Raw genomic sequence first — 14,698 nt, 5'->3', positions numbered from 1 at the left:
TGGTCTGGTCAAATCCAGGAGTGCCGGGCAGGCAGGGTGCCGTTGAGGTGATAGGCGCCGACGGCGTGGTACTTCCAGCGCACCGGGTCGTGCAGGGTGTGCACCCGGGCGTTGCGCCAGTGCCGGTCGAGGTTGAACTCGGCGAGGGTGGCGCGGCTGCCGGAAAGCTCGAACAGCTTCTCGCTGGCCTGCAGGGCGATCTCGGTGGTCAGTACCTTGGCTTCGGCCACGGCAATCGAGGCGCGGGCCGCGGCGGCGGCATCCACGGGGGCCGCGTCGACCTCATCGAGGGTGCGCGCGGCCTTGCTCAGCAGCGCCTGGGCGGCATGCAGTTCGAGTTGCAGACGGCCGATATCGGCAATCACATAGGGATCGTCGCTGGCGCGCTCGACCTTGGCGTCGATCCAGGGCCGCGCCCGTTCACGCACGAAGGCGATGGTATCGGCGAGCGCCGCGTCGGCGATCCCGGCATCGATGGCGGCCTGGATCAGTTGCGAGACGGCGCCCTGGATGTTCGGCACCTCGCTCTGGCGCCAGGTCTCGATCACCAGGTCGGCGTCGACCTGGACCTTGTCCAGCAGCACCGTGCCGCTGGCCGTGGTGCGCTGGCCGAAGCCGGACCAGTCATCGACGATGCGCAGCCCCGGGGTGCCGCGACGCACGAAGGCCATGACCTGGCGGCCCTCGTCGTTCAGCGCCTTGACCGCCACCCAATGAGCGAACAGGGCGCCGGTGGAGTAGAACTTCTGCCCGCTGAGCACATAGTGATCGCCCTCGCGGGTGATGCGTGCCTTGAGCTCCAGGGTGTTCTTGCTGCCACGCTCCGGCCCGGCATTGCCGATCCGCCAGCCGTCGAGCACCGACTTGAACAGCAGGTCTTTCTGCCGCTCGCTGGCCGTGCCCTTGAGCAACTGGAGGATGCCGAACTGGTTCTGCGGGATCTGCCCCAGTGCCGGGTCGGCGGCGCTGATAAGGCGAAACACCTCGGCGATGGTGACGTAGGACACCTGGGCGCCGCCATGCTCGCGGGGGATGGAAATACTGCCCAGGCCGCTGCGGGTGAACTGCTCGATTTCTGCCCAGGGCAGCTTGCGTTGCTGGTCGCGCCGGGCGGCCTGGCTGCGGGCGACTTCGGCCAGTTCATGGGCGGCCTGCAGGGCTTGCGCGTCGTCGCGCAGTACCTTGGCCGGCAACAGCAGCGGGGCGCTGTCCAGGTCGCTGTGGACGTTCGTATCTGCCAGATTGGACATCAGTGCCGCTCCCTGGCTGCATGCAATGCCCTGGCGATACGCACTGGGGTGATTGTGTTCCTGACCATACCTTACCTCACGTATTGAAAACGTCGGCTGCGCCGACTGGAATGCGCTGGTCCGGTGGTCCGGTTCATATACCCTAATGGTGTATAAAAAATAAATAAACTAACGTTTAGGAATATAGATAGAAGTGCTGAAACGACCTCGCCCGCAGGGAAACCTGCGGGCGAGCAAGGGGGGTGAAGCGCTGGGAGGGACTCAGTAGCCGGTGTTCTGGGTGCCGAGGAACTTGCCGAGGAACTGGCGGGTGCGCTCTTCCCGGGGATGGGCGAACAGCGCCTTGGCCTCGCCCTGTTCGACGATCACGCCCTTGTCGAAGAAGATCACCCGGTTGGCCACATCGCGGGCGAAGCTCATCTCGTGGGTGACGATGACCATGGTGCGTTTCTCTTCGGCCAGGCCGCGAATGGTCGCCAGCACTTCCCCGACCAGTTCGGGGTCGAGCGCCGAGGTCGGCTCGTCGAAGAGGATCACTTCAGGCTCCATGGCCAGCGCCCGGGCGATCGCCACCCGTTGCTGCTGGCCGCCGGACAGCTTGCGCGGGTAGGAATCTTCCTTGCCGGCCAGGCCGACCTTGGCCAGCAGCTTGCGGCCCAGGGCAACGGCCTGTTCGCGCGGGGTCTTCTTGACCACCACCGGGCCTTCGATGACGTTCTCCAGCGCCGTGCGGTGGGGGAACAGGTTGAAGTTCTGGAACACGAAGCCGACCTGCTGGCGCAGCTTGCGGATCAAGCCTTGCTGCTGGTTGAGCGGGCGGCTGGCGTCGATCTGTACATCACCGACCTGGATACGGCCACTACTGGGGGTTTCCAGCAGGTTCAGGCAACGCAGGAAGGTGGTCTTGCCGGAACCGCTGGGGCCGATGATGGCGATTACCTCGCCGGCCTCGATCTTCAGGCTGATGTCGTTCAACACGGTCTGGCCGTTGAACTGCTTGCTCAGGCGTTCTACCGCGATCATGCCTCAGGACTCCTGGTCGTGTCGGTTGACCCGCGCTTCCAGGCGGTTCTGCAGGTGTGCAAGAACGCTGGCCAGCACCCAGTAGATCAGTGCGGCGGCAAGGTACATGGTGAAGACTTCGAAGGTGCGTGCGGTGATCAACTGCGCCTGGCGGAACAGCTCCGGCACCTGGATGGTCGCGGCCAGGGCGGTGTCCTTGACCAGCGAAATGAAACTGTTGCCCAACGGCGGCAGCGCGGTGCGCGCCGCCTGGGGCAGGATGGCCCGGCGCATGGCCTGGCCACGGGTCATGCCGATACTGGCAGCGGCCTCCCACTGGCCACGGTCGATGGAGCCGATCGCGGCGCGCAGGATTTCACAGGCGTAGGCGGCCATGTTCAGCGAGAAGCCGATCAGCGCCGCCGGCAGCGGGTCGAGTTCCAGGCCAATCTGGGGCAGCCCGTAATAGATCACGAACAACTGCACCAGCAGCGGCGTGCCGCGGAAGAACGACACGTAGACCCGCGCCGTCCAGCTCAGCAGCCTGAGCGACGACAGCCGCATCAGGGCCAGGGCAAAACCCAGCAGCAGTCCGAAGAACATCCCGCCGAGGCTGAGGATTACCGTGTAGTACGCGCCCTTGAGCAGAAAGGGCGCGCTGTCGAGCGCAAGCTGCAGGCTGTTTTCGATCATTTAGTCACGTCGGCGCCAAAGTACTTCTCGGAGAGCTTGGCCAGGGTGCCGTCGGCGCGCAGCTTGTCCAGCGCCTTGTTGATGGCCTCGAGCAGTTCAGGCTCGCCCTTGCGCAAGGCGATGCCGGACTCCTGGCGGGAGAACGCGTCGCCGGCAGCGGCGGTGTCCGGTGCCTTCTTGGCATATTCCAGGGCGGCCAGGCGGTCGATCAGGGTGGCGTCGATACGACCGTTCTTCAGGTCCTGGAACTTGGTCGGGTCATCGTCGTAGGTGCGCACTTCAGCCTTCGGTACGTTCTCCTTGACCCACTGTTCATAGTTGGTACCCAGGCCAACGCCGACTTTCTTGCCGGCCAGGTCGGCAGCGGACTTGATGTTCAGCGTTTCCAGGTTCTTCTTCAGCACCAGCGCCTGGATGCCGGAAACGGTGTAGGGCTCGGAGAAGTCGTACTTCTTCTTGCGCTCCTCGGAGATGGTCACCTGGTTCACCACGGCGTCCAGACGCTTGGACTCCAGGGCCGCCAGGATGCCGTCCCACTTGGTCGGCTGGATCTTCGCCTTGACGCCCAGCTCCTTGGCCAGGGCTTCCGACAGCTCAACCTCGAAGCCGGCCAGCTTGCCGTTCTCATCGACGAAGCTGAACGGCGGGTAGGTGCCCTCCAGGCCGATGTTGATCACGCCCTTGTCCTTGATGGTCTTCAATTGCTCGCCGGCGACTGCCTGACCAAGCAGGCTGGCGCCCAGCAGCAGGGCGATGCCTGCGTTGAAAAGCTGTTTACCGATTACTGTCATGAGGAAGCCCCAATGTTGTTTGTGTAGTGGGTGGCGACTATAGGGTGACGCTAATAGGCTTAAAAATAATATAAATTCATTTTCTTATATTATTTAGTGATAAATCTTTAACCTTGCCAGACTTCAGGGTAGGCGAACAATGCCGGTGCCCCGCCGGTGTGCAGGAAAATCAGCGGGCCATCGTCGAAACGCTGGCGCGCAACGCCATCGAGCAGGCCGGCCATGGCCTTGCCGGTGTAGACCGGGTCCAGCAACAGCCCTTCATGGCTGGCCAGCAAGCGGATGGCGGCCAGGGTACCGGCGTTCGGTTCGCCATAGCGAGGGGCGAAGTACTCGTCCCACAGTTCGATCTTGAAGCTGTCCGGCAGGTTTACGCCCAGCAACTCGGCGGTGCGTTCGGCAAGGCCCTGAACCTTGGGGCGCTGGGCTTCGTCGCTGCGCGAGACGGTGACGCCGATCACCGGCAGCTGCGGCAGGTTGTGCGCCAGGGCCAAGGCCAGGCCACTGTGGGTGCCGGCGCTGCCGGAGGCCAGGACCACGCCGGCGAACTGCTGGCCGCTGTGCTCGATCTGGCTGGCCAGCTCAAGGCCGGCACGTACATAACCCAGTGCGCCCAGGGCGTTGGAACCACCGATGGGTACCACATAGGGTTTGCGGCCACTGGCGTGCAGGCGCACGGCCAGGGCCTGGAGCTGGTCGTCGGCATTGTCGAGGTTGTCGACCAGCTCGACCTTGGCGTCGAACAGGTCCAGCAACAGGCGGTTGCCGTTGTGCTGGTAGGCCAGGGAGTCGGTGCCGGTGGGGTTTTCCAGCAGGGCCACGCAGCCAAGGCCAAGGCGCGCGGCGAGGGCGGCGGTCTGGCGCACGTGGTTGGACTGGATCGCGCCGGCGGTCACCAGGGTATCGGCACCCTTGGCCAGGGCATCGGCGCCCAGGTATTCGAGTTTGCGCAGTTTGTTGCCGCCCATGGCCAGCGGGGTGAAGTCGTCGCGTTTGACGTAGATGTCGCGACCGGCCCAGGCCGAGAGACGTTCCAGCTTTTCCAGCGCGGTGGGGGCGCCAAGCAGGTCCAGACGATTGAAGCGGGCTAGCTGTCGGTCGATCATGGGAACACATCTGCCTGGGAAAAATCCGACTATAGGCAGGCCAGCGTCCGGCGGCAACTGGTGGGAGCGAGCTTGTCTCGCGATGCGATTTTCTTGACACACTGCAATCGCGGGGCAAGCCCGCTCCTACTTATGCCGCGTTTATTGCTTTGTGGAATAAAGGGTTATTTTTTCCCTCGCACGCATTTGCCGTAAAGTGGACGCCTATCAGGCGGCCACTTCTCCCATCCGTGCCGCCGTGGCAGGAGGCATCACCGTGAGCGAAAACGCGCAAACAGGGCATTGGCAATTGCACGGCATCGTTGCCGGCTTGCGTAGCGCCCGTGAGAAATGGCGCAGCAGCAATGGTCGTAGCAGTGGCGAGCAGGGCGGGCGCGAGCTGCCGTCGCGCGAAGCCATGCGGCATATCCTCGAACAGCTGTGCGGGGCGCTGTTTCCCATGCGCCTTGGCCCGGTGGACCTGCGCGAGGAAAGCGAGGACTTCTACGTCGGCCACACGCTCGACTCGGCGCTCACTGCCTTGCTCGCCCAGGCGCGCCTGGAACTGCGCTATGTCGCCCGCCAGGGCAAGGGCAGCACCGCCGATGTCGACGCCACCGCGCTGCAGTTGATCCAGGGCTTCGCGGCCGCCTTGCCGGAACTGCGCAGCATCCTCGACACCGATGTGCTGGCAGCCTTCCACGGCGATCCGGCGGCGCGCAGCGTCGATGAAGTACTGCTGTGCTACCCGGGCATTCTTGCGGTGATTCACCACCGTCTGGCGCACCACCTGTATCGCGCCGGTCTGCCGTTGCTGGCGCGGATCAGTTCGGAGCTGGCGCACTCGGCCACCGGTATCGACATTCACCCCGGCGCGCAGATCGGCCCGAGCTTCTTCATCGACCATGGCACGGGCGTTGTGATCGGTGAAACGGCAATCATCGGCGAGCGGGTGCGTATCTACCAGGCCGTCACCCTGGGCGCCAAACGCTTCCCGGCCGACGAGGATGGGCAGCTGCAGAAGGGCCACCCGCGCCACCCGATCGTCGAGGACGACGTGGTGATTTATGCCGGTGCAACTATTCTGGGACGCATCACCATCGGCAAGGGTTCGACCATCGGCGGCAACGTCTGGTTGACCCGCAGCGTGGCCCCGGGCAGTAACCTGACCCAGGCCAACCTGCAGCATGATGACGGGACGCAGAAGTAGGGTTTTTCAGGGTTTTCAAGGGCCTCGTCGCGGGGCAAGCCCGCTCCCACAGCCCCGCGATGGGTCGCATCGCGACCCCATCCATGTTTAACTTGAACGCTTGTTCAAGTTAAAACGGTGGTCCGCTGCCGGTGTTCAACAGGAGGAAACCCTTTGCTGAACCCGTTCAATCCAAGCCCTTGCCCGCGTTTCGAGGTGCACGATCAATGAGTGCACCGAGTTCCTCAGCCAGCGGCAAGATCCGCATGAATCCGCCGGTTTTCTATTTCGCGGCGAGCTTTATCCTCATATTTGCCCTGGTGGTCATCAGCAATCCACAAACGTCCGGCCAGTGGTTGCTGGCGGCGCAGAACTGGGCGGCCAATACGGTCGGCTGGTACTACATGCTGGCGATGACGCTGTACCTGGTCTTCGTGGTGGTCACCGCCTTGTCCGGCTACGGCAAGATCAAGCTCGGTGCCGACCACGACGAACCCGAGTTCAGCTACCTGTCCTGGGCCGGCATGCTGTTCGCCGCCGGCATCAGCATCACCCTGTTCTTTTTCTGCGTCTCCGAACCCCTGACCCACATGCTCCAGCCACCCCAAGGGGAAGCCGGCACCGTCGAGGCCGGACGCCAGGCCATGGAGTTGCTGTTCCTGCATTGGGGCCTGCACGGCTGGGGGGTGTTCGCCTTCGTCGGCATGGCCCTGGCCTATTTCGCCTACCGCCATAACCTGCCGCTGGCCCTGCGCTCGGCGCTTTACCCGCTGATCGGCAAACGCATCAACGGACCGATCGGCTATGCGGTGGATGGCTTCGGCATCATCGCCACGGTGTTCGGCCTGGGCGCCGACATGGGCTTTGGAGTGCTGCACCTGAATTCGGGCCTGGACTACCTGTTCGGCGTGCCCCACACCCAGTGGGTGCAGGTGCTGCTGATCAGCCTGATGATGGGCGCGGCGGTGGCCGTGGCCGTGGCCGGGGTCGAGAAGGGGGTGCGGGTGATGTCCGACATCAACCTGTTCCTGGCCTGCGCCTTGCTGCTGTTCGTGCTGTTCGCCGGCCCGACCCAGCACCTGTTCAATACCCTGATCCAGAACCTGGGTGATTACCTGGGGGCGCTGCCAAGGAAGAGTTTCGACGTTTATGCCTACAACCAGGCCAGCGAATGGCTGGGCGGCTGGACGGTGTTCTACTGGGCCTGGTGGATTGCCTGGGCGCCCTTTGTCGGCCTGTTCATTGCGCGGATCTCGCGGGGCCGCACCATTCGCGAGTTCGTCTTCGGCGTGCTGTTGATCCCGCTGGGTTTTACCCTGGCGTGGATGTCGATCTTCGGCAACAGCGCGATGACCCAGGTGCTGGATCACGGCATGACCGCCCTGGGCCAGTCGGCGCTGGAAAACCCGTCGATGACCCTTTACCTGCTGCTGGAAACCTACCCGTGGAGCAAGACGGTGATCGCCGTCACGGTGTTCATCAGCTTCGTGTTCTTCGTCACCTCGGCCGACTCCGGCACCGTGGTGCTCTCGACCCTGTCCGCCCGTGGCGGCAACGCCGACGAAGACGGGCCGAACTGGTTGCGGGTGTTCTGGGGGGCGATGACCGCGCTGGTCACCATCGGCCTGTTGTTCGCCGGCAGCATCGACTCGTTGAAGTCGGCGGTGGTGCTGACCTCGCTGCCGTTCTCGGTGATTTTGCTGGCGATGATGTGGGGCCTGCACAAGGCCTTCTACCTGGAGTCGCAGCGGCAGATCGCGCAGATGCACTCGCTGGCACCCTTCGCCAACTCGCGCCGTGGCCGCGGTGGCTGGCGCCAGCGCCTGAGCCAGGCGGTGCACTTTCCGTCGCGTGACGAGGTGTACCGGTTCATGGCCGACGTGGTGCGTCCGGCGATTGCCGAGGTGACCGAGGTGTTCGTCGAGAAGGGCCTGAACGTCATCACCCAGGAAGACCCGAGCCATGACAACGTCAGCCTGAAGATCGGCCATGGTGAAGAACAGCCGTTCATTTACCAGGTGCAGATGCGCGGTTACTTCACACCGTCATTCGCTTTGGGCGGGCTGGGCACCCAGGAGTTGAAGAACCGCCGTTACTACCGTGCCGAGGTGCACCTGAGCGAAGGCAGCCAGAACTATGACCTGGTGGGCTACAGCAAGGAGCAGATCATCAACGACATCCTCGACCAGTACGAACGGCATATGCAGTTCCTGCACCTGGTTCGTTAAAAGCATCGCGGGGCAAGCCCGCTCCCACAGGGATCATGTTGCCTCTGTGGGAGCGGGCTTGCCCCGCGATAACAATCAGAACGGCGCATCGCCAAGGATCGTCGCCCGGTGCATCACCCGCCGCTGCGGTCGGTAGTCATCCACCGCGTAGTGCTGGGTCACGCGGTTATCCCAGAACGCCACGTCATTCTCCTGCCAGCGCCAGCGGATAGTGAACTCCGGCCGGGTGGCGTGGGCGAACAGCAGTTTGAGGATCGCCTCGCTTTCCGCCTCGCTCAGTTCATTGATACGGGTGGTAAAGCCTTCGTTGACGAACAGCGACTTGCGGCCGCTGACCGGGTGGGTGCGAATCACCGGGTGCGACAGCGGTGGATTGCTGCGCCGCGTCGCCTCCCAGCGCACCAGGTCTTCCGGCGTCGTACCGAAGCGCTCCAGCGGGAACGACTTGGTGAAGTCGTGGGTCGCCGTCAGGCCGTCGAGCAACTGTTGCAACGGCGCCGACAAGGCCTCGAAGGCGGCAATGCCGCTGGCCCACAAGGTGTCGCCGCCATAGGCCGGCAGTTGCTTGGCACTGAGCACCGCGCCCAGCGCCGGGGTCGGCAGGAAGGTCACGTCGGTGTGCCAGATGGCGTTGTCGCGCACATCGGTGACTGCCGTGTCGAGCACCAGAACCTGCGGGGTTTCCGGTACGTTGGGGTAGATCGGATGGATATGCAGATCGCCAAAGCGCGCGGCGAAGTCGGCCTGTTGCTGCGGGTCGATCGGCTGGTCACGGAAGAACAGCACCTGATGCTTGAGCAGGGCCTGCTCGATGCCATCGCGTTGTTCGTGGCTGATCTCGCGGGCCAGGTCGATGCCGCTGATCTGGGCGCCGAGCGCGCTGCTCAGTGGGGTAATAGTCAGGCTCATGCTCGTTCTCTATCTCGTCGTCAATGACTCTGGCCATGCCAGGGCACCAGTTTGCGCTGCAGGGCGCGCAAGCCCATTTCCAGGGCAAAGGCGATCAGGGCGATCACCAGGATGCCCAGCACCACCACGTCGGTGACCAGGAACTGCGCCGCCGACTGGACCATGAAGCCCAGGCCGCTGGTGGCAGCGATCAGCTCGGCGGCGACCAGGGTCGACCAGCCGACCCCCAGGCCGATGCGCACGCCGGTGAGGATGTCGGGCAGGGCGCTGGGCAGGATCACGTGGCGAATCAGTTGGGCCCGGGTTGCGCCCAGCGATTGCGCCGCGCGCAGTTTGGCCGGATCGACGGTGCGTACGCCGGTGGCGGTGGCAATGGCGATGGGGGCGAAGATCGCCAGGTAAATCAGCAGCACTTTCGACAGCTCGCCGATGCCGCACCAGATCACGATCAAAGGCAGGTAGGCCAGCGGTGGAATCGGCCGGTAGAACTCGATCAGCGGATCGAGGATGCCGCGGGCGATGCGGTTGTGGCCGATGGCGATGCCGATCGGAATGGCGCTGACGATCGCCGCGCCCAGGGCCAGACCGATACGCCCCAGGCTTGCGCCCAGGTGTTGCCACAGGGTCGACTCCATGTAGCCCTGGGTCAGCAACAGCCAGGCCTTGGCCAGCACCGCTGCGGGCGACGGCAGGAACAGCGGCTCGATCCACTCGGCTGCGGTCACCGCCCACCACAGCACCAGCAGGGCGACGAGGGTCAGGCCGCTGATCCAGCGGGTGCTCAGTTGACGCCGGACCGCTACCGGCGTGATCTGCGCCGCTGCGGCCTTGGCCGTGACAGGAACCTCCAGGCTGCTCATGCGAACTCCTGCCGCGTGGCGGCGCTGCGTTGGGAAAACACCCGGGCCAGCACGTGCTCGCGGGTTTCGATAAAGCGTGGGTCGGATTTGATCGCGCGGGCCGATTCGCCGGCCGCGTAGCGCTGGCCGAAGTCCAGCTGCAGGCGTTCGACCACCTGCCCGGGATTGGGCGCCAGCAGAATCAGGTCGGTGGCCAGGAACACCGCTTCTTCAATGTCATGGGTAATCAGGAACACCGGCTTGGCCGTACGCCGCCAGACCTGCAACAGCAGCTCCTGCATCTGTTCGCGGGTAAAGGCATCGAGGGCGCCGAATGGCTCGTCCATCAGCAGCACCCGTGGATCGGCGGCCAGGGCGCGGGCCAGGCCCACGCGCTGTTTCTGGCCACCGGAGAGCTGCCAGATGCGCCGGCTGCCGAAATCGGCCAGGTCGACCAGGGCGAGCATGTCCCGCGCCTTGCGCTCGCGTTCCTCGCGCGCCACGCCCGCCAGTTCGAGACCGAAGGCGACATTGGCCAGCACGTCCTGCCAGGGCAGCAGGGCGTCGTCCTGGAACACCACGCCGCGCTCGGCGCCGGGGCCTTGCACCGGCACACCATCGAGGGTGATGCGCCCGGCGCTGGGGGCGACGAAGCCGGCGATCAGGTTGAGCAAGGAGGTCTTGCCACTGCCCGAAGGGCCGAGGGCCACCAGCAGTTGCTGCGGGCCCAGGCTCAGGTTGATGTCGGCCAGCACCGGTTCGGCGGCGCCGGGGTACTGTGCGCTGATGCGCTCCAGCTCAAGCAATGCCATGACGAACTCCGATCAGTGTGTGGGAGCGGGCTTGCCCCGCGATGAAGGCGCTGCACTGTGCCGTCATTGCACGAATCGCGCGCTCACGTACGGCGCGTAGTCCGGCAGCACCGCGTCGACCTTGCCTTGTTCCTTGAGGAAGGTGGCGGTGTCGGTGATCGCCTGGGTGGTCGGTGCGCCCAGCGCGGCGACCTGGTCGGCGGCCAGCGGGAACACGTTGCCTTGCAGCAGGGCCGGAATATCGGCGGCCTTGGCGCCGGACAGCTTGACCAGCTTGTCGACGTTGCTCTGCTTGGCCAGCCAGGCTTGCGGGTCCTTGCGGTAGTCGGCGTAGGCGTCCAGGGTCACCTTGGCGAAGGCCTTGACGATGTCCGGATGCTTGGCGGCGAAGTCCTTGCGCACGATCCAGGCATCGAAGGTCGGTGCGCCTTGCTCGGCGAGCTCACCGGAGGTGATCAGCACCTTGCCGTTCTCCTTGGCCACGCCCAGGGCCGGGTCCCAGACGTAGGTGGCGTCGATGTCGCCGCGCTTCCAGGCGGCGATGATCGCCGGTGGCGCGAGGTTGAGGATCTGCACCTTGGCCGGGTCGATGTTCCATTGTTTGAGGGCGGCCAGCAGGCTGTAGTGCCCGGTGGACACGAACGGTACGGCGATCTTCTTGCCGATCAGGTCCTGGGGCGAGTTGATCCCGGCACCGTCACGGGCCACCAGGGCTTCGGCGGCACCGATCTGGGTGGCGATCAGGAAGGTTTCCACCGGCAGCTTGCGGGTCGCCGCAGCAGCCAGGGGGCTGGAGCCGAGGTAGCCGATTTGCACGTCGCCGGAGGCCACGGCGGTGATGACATCGGCGCCGCTGTCGAATTTGCGCCAGTCGATGTCGGCCTTGCTGGTCTTTTCATAGGTGCCGTCGACCTGGGCGACTTTCGCCGGGTCCACGGTGGTCTGGTAGGCCACGGTCAGGTCGGCCGCCTGGGTGAACCAGCTGGCGCCGGCCAGGGTCAGGGCGGCGAACAGGCGCAGCGGAGCATACAGGGTCATGGTGAACTCCTTCTCAGGCGGTGGGGCGGTAAGTGGAGTCAAGCCTAGATGATCTAAGAAATTTAAAATAAATAACTTTTTAGCATTAGCTTAGGAGCCAATCGACGTAAGGCCTGGCGTGGCAATCGTGACCGTGGTCAAGGCCAGAGCAGTGAGGAAAGGAAATGATGGGTGTCTGGCCAGGAAGGTTGCCTTGTCGAGGGGGCGGCGCGACAAAGCTAAGCGTTCTAAAAAATCGCTTGGAGATATTTCTTTGGAACTAGCTTCTGCGTCGGAAGCCGTGTGAGGCAAATCGTAGGCGTATATGTCAGAAAATTCTGAAAATTTGAAAAATAAGTCTTTTTGGAATTATAGGAATGTCATTATCCTTGAGCCCAAGGGTTGGCGCATTAGACCAAAGTCGTGAAATGATTAGTTACGATTGACTTGACGGTCACGCTTTGGTGCTAATCGCCAATCGACGTCGAGCAGGGCAACAGATCCTGCCGTAAGCGACACACAAGAATTAGAAACGAGAGGAGCAAAACATGTACAAGTCGACCTTGGCAATCGCCGTGGCCGTGGGGGTGCTTGCCCAGCAAGCGGGCGCTGCCGGTTTCCTTGAAGACAGCAAGCTGTCGGTCAGTTCGCGGACCATGTATTACGATGCCGATAACCGCGAAGGCGGCAACGACAACCGCGAGTCCGGTCAAGGCTTCAAACTGGACTACCTGTCCGGTTTCACCCAGGGCACCGTTGGTTTCGGCGTTGATATCCAGGCGCTGTGGGGTATCCACCTGGATGGCGGCCGTGGCCACCACCCGAACAATAGCACCTTCTTCCCAAGCGATACCGATGGCTCGGCTGTCGATCAGTGGGCACGCCTCGGCGGTAACGCCAAGGCACGTTTCTCGAAGACCGAAGCCCACTTCGGTAGCGCCCTGGCACCCAACCTGCCAATCCTCGTCTCGAACGATGGCCGTCTGCTGCCGCAAACGTTTGAAGGCGGCACGATCCAGTCGAAGGAAATCGACAACCTGACCCTGAACGCCGGTCAGCTGACACACGCCATGGGCCGTGCGTCGAGCAACCGTACCGGTCTGGCCGTTGCCGGTGGTACCCAGGACAGCAACAAGTTCCAGTTCGCCGGTGGCGACTGGAAGGTCACCAAAGACCTGACCCTGCAGTACTACTACGCGAACCTGGAAGACTACTACAAGCAGCACTTCCTGGGCCTGACCCACGTGTTCCCGATTGCTGAAGACCAATCCTTCAAAACCGACCTGCGCTACTTCGACAGCAGCAGCGACGGCGCGAACGGTGACGCAACGCACTTCTTCAACAACAACGGTGGTTTCGCCAAGAACCCTGGCGAAGTCGACAACAAGACCTGGAGCGCCATCTTCACCTACGCCCTGGGTGGTCACTCGTTCCTGCTCGGTCATCAACAGGTCGGCGATGACGGTGGTTTCGTCTACCTGGGCCAGGGTGATGTCCGCAGGGATGGCACCACGCGCAACGAAGGCAACGGCGGCTCGAGCTTCTACCTGTTCACCGACAGCATGGTCAACTCCTTTGTCCGTGCCGGTGAGAACACCACCTTCGGTCAGTACTCGTATGACTTCGCGCGCGTGGGTGTGCCAGGTCTGAAGACCTCGATCAGCTACCTGCGTGGTGATGACATTCGCTTCAAGTCCGGCGACGGTACCTACAGCGAATGGGAACGCGACGCTCGTATCGACTACGTCATTCAGGAAGGCACCCTCAAAGGCCTGGGCGCGAGCCTGCGCCACGGTACGTTCCGCGGCCAAGGCGAAAGCGTTGCTGACCAGGACCAGACCCGTCTGATCTTCAACTACACTTACAACTTCCTGTAAGTCCGGTTGAAAAGAGAAGCCTCGCCTAGTGCGAGGCTTTTTTTTGTCTGTCTGCTGATAGGATAAAAAGTTATAAATAAATCGATATTTATTCTTTTTGTTTTCTAGCCGATGCAGGCACAGTGAACCCATAACGAACTCAGCCAAGGAGCCGCACCATGAGCCTCAGACTCGGCGATATCGCCCCCGACTTCGAACAGGAATCCAGCGCCGGCAAGATCCGTTTCCATGAGTGGCTGGGCAACAGCTGGGGCGTGCTGTTCTCGCATCCGGCCGACTTCACCCCGGTGTGCACCACCGAACTGGGTTTTACCGCCAAGCTCAAGGAGCAGTTCGCCGAGCGCGGGGTCAAGGCCATCGCCCTGTCGGTGGACCCGGTGGACTCGCACCATCGCTGGATCGAGGACATCAACGAGACCCAGAACACCGTGGTCAACTTCCCGATCCTGGCCGATGCCGACCGCAAGGTGTCTGACCTCTACGACCTGATCCACCCCAATGCCAGCGACACCCTGACCGTACGCTCCTTGTTCGTCATCGACCCGAACAAGAAGATCCGCCTGACCATCACCTACCCGGCCAGCACCGGGCGCAACTTCCACGAGATCCTGCGGGTGATCGACTCCCTGCAGCTCACCGACAACCACAAGGTGGCCACCCCGGCCAACTGGCAGGACGGTGACGAGGTGGTGATCGTGCCATCGCTGCAGGACGCGGATGAAATCAAGCAGCGCTTTCCCAAGGGCTATCGGACGGTCAAGCCGTACCTGCGCCTGACCCCGCAGCCCAATCGTTGAGTTTTAGCCATAGCAGGGATCTTGGGCCGTTTCGACGGCCCTTTTTTTTTTGCGATGAGCGATGGGGCGAAGGGGCCTGTGGGAGCAACTGTCTTTGTGGGAGCCGGCGAAGCCTGCGATCGACTGCGCAGAAGTCGCAATCCAGTCACCTCATTGGGTCAGGTGTACTGAGGCGGTCTGGTTTTACGGCCGCTTCGCGCCCGATCGCA

The 14,698-nt window shown here is 63.2% G+C and carries 13 protein-coding genes; 4 read left to right on the top strand and 9 right to left on the bottom strand.

The features are described 5' to 3' along the window. Positions 1-8: 8 nt before the first annotated feature. The 5 genes from M2D63_RS12440 to M2D63_RS12420 all read right to left on the bottom strand — a co-directional run bounded on the left by M2D63_RS12440 (position 9) and on the right by M2D63_RS12420 (position 4,842). The gene (locus M2D63_RS12440; protein WP_285863220.1) at positions 9-1,250 is read right to left on the bottom strand and encodes an SfnB family sulfur acquisition oxidoreductase; all 1,242 of its coding nucleotides are present in this window, start codon (positions 1,248-1,250) and stop codon (positions 9-11) included. A gap of 261 nt (positions 1,251-1,511) precedes the next feature. Continuing rightward, positions 1,512-2,273 carry an L-cystine ABC transporter ATP-binding protein TcyN gene (tcyN, locus tag M2D63_RS12435; RefSeq protein ID WP_285863219.1) on the bottom strand — a complete coding sequence of 254 codons (762 nt, stop codon included), beginning with the start codon at positions 2,271-2,273 and terminating at the stop codon, positions 1,512-1,514. Positions 2,274-2,276: 3 nt separating this feature from the next. Further along, positions 2,277-2,942: a cystine ABC transporter permease gene (gene tcyL, locus M2D63_RS12430; RefSeq protein ID WP_285863302.1), complete on the bottom strand. Its 666-nt coding sequence runs from the start codon at positions 2,940-2,942 to the stop codon at positions 2,277-2,279. Further along, on the bottom strand, positions 2,942-3,736 hold the full coding sequence (gene tcyJ, locus M2D63_RS12425; RefSeq protein WP_285863218.1) for a cystine ABC transporter substrate-binding protein: 795 nt from the start codon (positions 3,734-3,736) through the stop codon (positions 2,942-2,944). Before tcyJ ends, tcyL begins: the two co-directional genes overlap by 1 nt. Before the next feature lie 107 nt (positions 3,737-3,843). Continuing rightward, the gene (locus M2D63_RS12420; RefSeq protein ID WP_285863217.1) at positions 3,844-4,842 is read right to left on the bottom strand and encodes a D-cysteine desulfhydrase; all 999 of its coding nucleotides are present in this window, start codon (positions 4,840-4,842) and stop codon (positions 3,844-3,846) included. A 256-nt stretch (positions 4,843-5,098) separates the two neighbouring features. Here M2D63_RS12420 and epsC point away from each other — a divergent pair, with 256 nt between their 5' ends. Together epsC and betT are read left to right on the top strand one after the other, a co-directional pair. Next, positions 5,099-6,031, top strand: coding sequence for a serine O-acetyltransferase EpsC (gene epsC, locus M2D63_RS12415; protein ID WP_285863216.1), 933 nt, complete (start codon positions 5,099-5,101; stop codon positions 6,029-6,031). A gap of 206 nt (positions 6,032-6,237) precedes the next feature. After that, positions 6,238-8,238, top strand: a complete 2,001-nt coding sequence (betT, locus tag M2D63_RS12410; protein ID WP_285863215.1) for a choline transporter BetT — start codon at positions 6,238-6,240, stop codon at positions 8,236-8,238. 75 nt (positions 8,239-8,313) lie between these two features. On the opposite strand, the gene tauD is transcribed toward betT, so the two are convergent. The 4 genes from tauD to tauA form a co-directional block, all read right to left on the bottom strand. Further along, positions 8,314-9,147: a taurine dioxygenase gene (gene tauD, locus M2D63_RS12405; RefSeq protein WP_285863214.1), complete on the bottom strand. Its 834-nt coding sequence runs from the start codon at positions 9,145-9,147 to the stop codon at positions 8,314-8,316. A 20-nt stretch (positions 9,148-9,167) separates the two neighbouring features. After that, the gene (gene tauC / locus M2D63_RS12400) at positions 9,168-10,007 is read right to left on the bottom strand and encodes a taurine ABC transporter permease TauC (RefSeq protein ID WP_285863213.1); all 840 of its coding nucleotides are present in this window, start codon (positions 10,005-10,007) and stop codon (positions 9,168-9,170) included. After that, entirely contained in the window at positions 10,004-10,798 is a 795-nt protein-coding gene (gene tauB, locus M2D63_RS12395) for a taurine ABC transporter ATP-binding subunit (protein ID WP_285863212.1), read from the bottom strand. Before tauB ends, tauC begins: the two co-directional genes overlap by 4 nt. Before the next feature lie 63 nt (positions 10,799-10,861). Beyond that, entirely contained in the window at positions 10,862-11,836 is a 975-nt protein-coding gene (gene tauA / locus M2D63_RS12390) for a taurine ABC transporter substrate-binding protein (protein ID WP_285863211.1), read from the bottom strand. Positions 11,837-12,363: 527 nt separating this feature from the next. Between tauA and M2D63_RS12385 the strand changes: the two genes are divergently transcribed. Beyond that, positions 12,364-13,692 carry an OprD family porin gene (locus M2D63_RS12385; protein WP_285863210.1) on the top strand — a complete coding sequence of 443 codons (1,329 nt, stop codon included), beginning with the start codon at positions 12,364-12,366 and terminating at the stop codon, positions 13,690-13,692. A 158-nt stretch (positions 13,693-13,850) separates the two neighbouring features. Next, positions 13,851-14,489 (top strand): peroxiredoxin, encoded by a 639-nt coding sequence (locus tag M2D63_RS12380; protein WP_285863209.1) that lies wholly within the window; start codon positions 13,851-13,853, stop codon positions 14,487-14,489. Positions 14,490-14,698 lie beyond the last annotated feature (209 nt).

Source organism: Pseudomonas sp. BJa5, assembly GCF_030272875.2.
In the GTDB taxonomy this organism is placed as follows: Bacteria; Pseudomonadota; Gammaproteobacteria; order Pseudomonadales; family Pseudomonadaceae; genus Aquipseudomonas.
The sequence above is the reverse complement of the archived record's forward strand: the minus strand, read 5'-3'. Positions and strand labels throughout refer to the sequence as shown.

Bases quoted from the DNA above. Each gene is read 5' to 3' on its own strand.
- tauC (WP_285863213.1), bottom strand. From the start codon at position 10,007: ATGAGCAGCCTGGAGGTTCCTGTCACGGCCAAGGCCGCAGCGGCGCAG.
- M2D63_RS12420 (WP_285863217.1), bottom strand. From the start codon at position 4,842: ATGATCGACCGACAGCTAGCCCGCTTCAATCGTCTGGACCTGCTTGGC.
- tauA (WP_285863211.1), bottom strand. From the start codon at position 11,836: ATGACCCTGTATGCTCCGCTGCGCCTGTTCGCCGCCCTGACCCTGGCC.
- tcyN (WP_285863219.1), bottom strand. From the start codon at position 2,273: ATGATCGCGGTAGAACGCCTGAGCAAGCAGTTCAACGGCCAGACCGTG.
- tauD (WP_285863214.1), bottom strand. From the start codon at position 9,147: ATGAGCCTGACTATTACCCCACTGAGCAGCGCGCTCGGCGCCCAGATC.
- M2D63_RS12385 (WP_285863210.1), top strand. From the start codon at position 12,364: ATGTACAAGTCGACCTTGGCAATCGCCGTGGCCGTGGGGGTGCTTGCC.
- M2D63_RS12380 (WP_285863209.1), top strand. From the start codon at position 13,851: ATGAGCCTCAGACTCGGCGATATCGCCCCCGACTTCGAACAGGAATCC.
- M2D63_RS12440 (WP_285863220.1), bottom strand. From the start codon at position 1,250: ATGTCCAATCTGGCAGATACGAACGTCCACAGCGACCTGGACAGCGCC.
- tauB (WP_285863212.1), bottom strand. From the start codon at position 10,798: ATGGCATTGCTTGAGCTGGAGCGCATCAGCGCACAGTACCCCGGCGCC.
- tcyJ (WP_285863218.1), bottom strand. From the start codon at position 3,736: ATGACAGTAATCGGTAAACAGCTTTTCAACGCAGGCATCGCCCTGCTG.
- betT (WP_285863215.1), top strand. From the start codon at position 6,238: ATGAGTGCACCGAGTTCCTCAGCCAGCGGCAAGATCCGCATGAATCCG.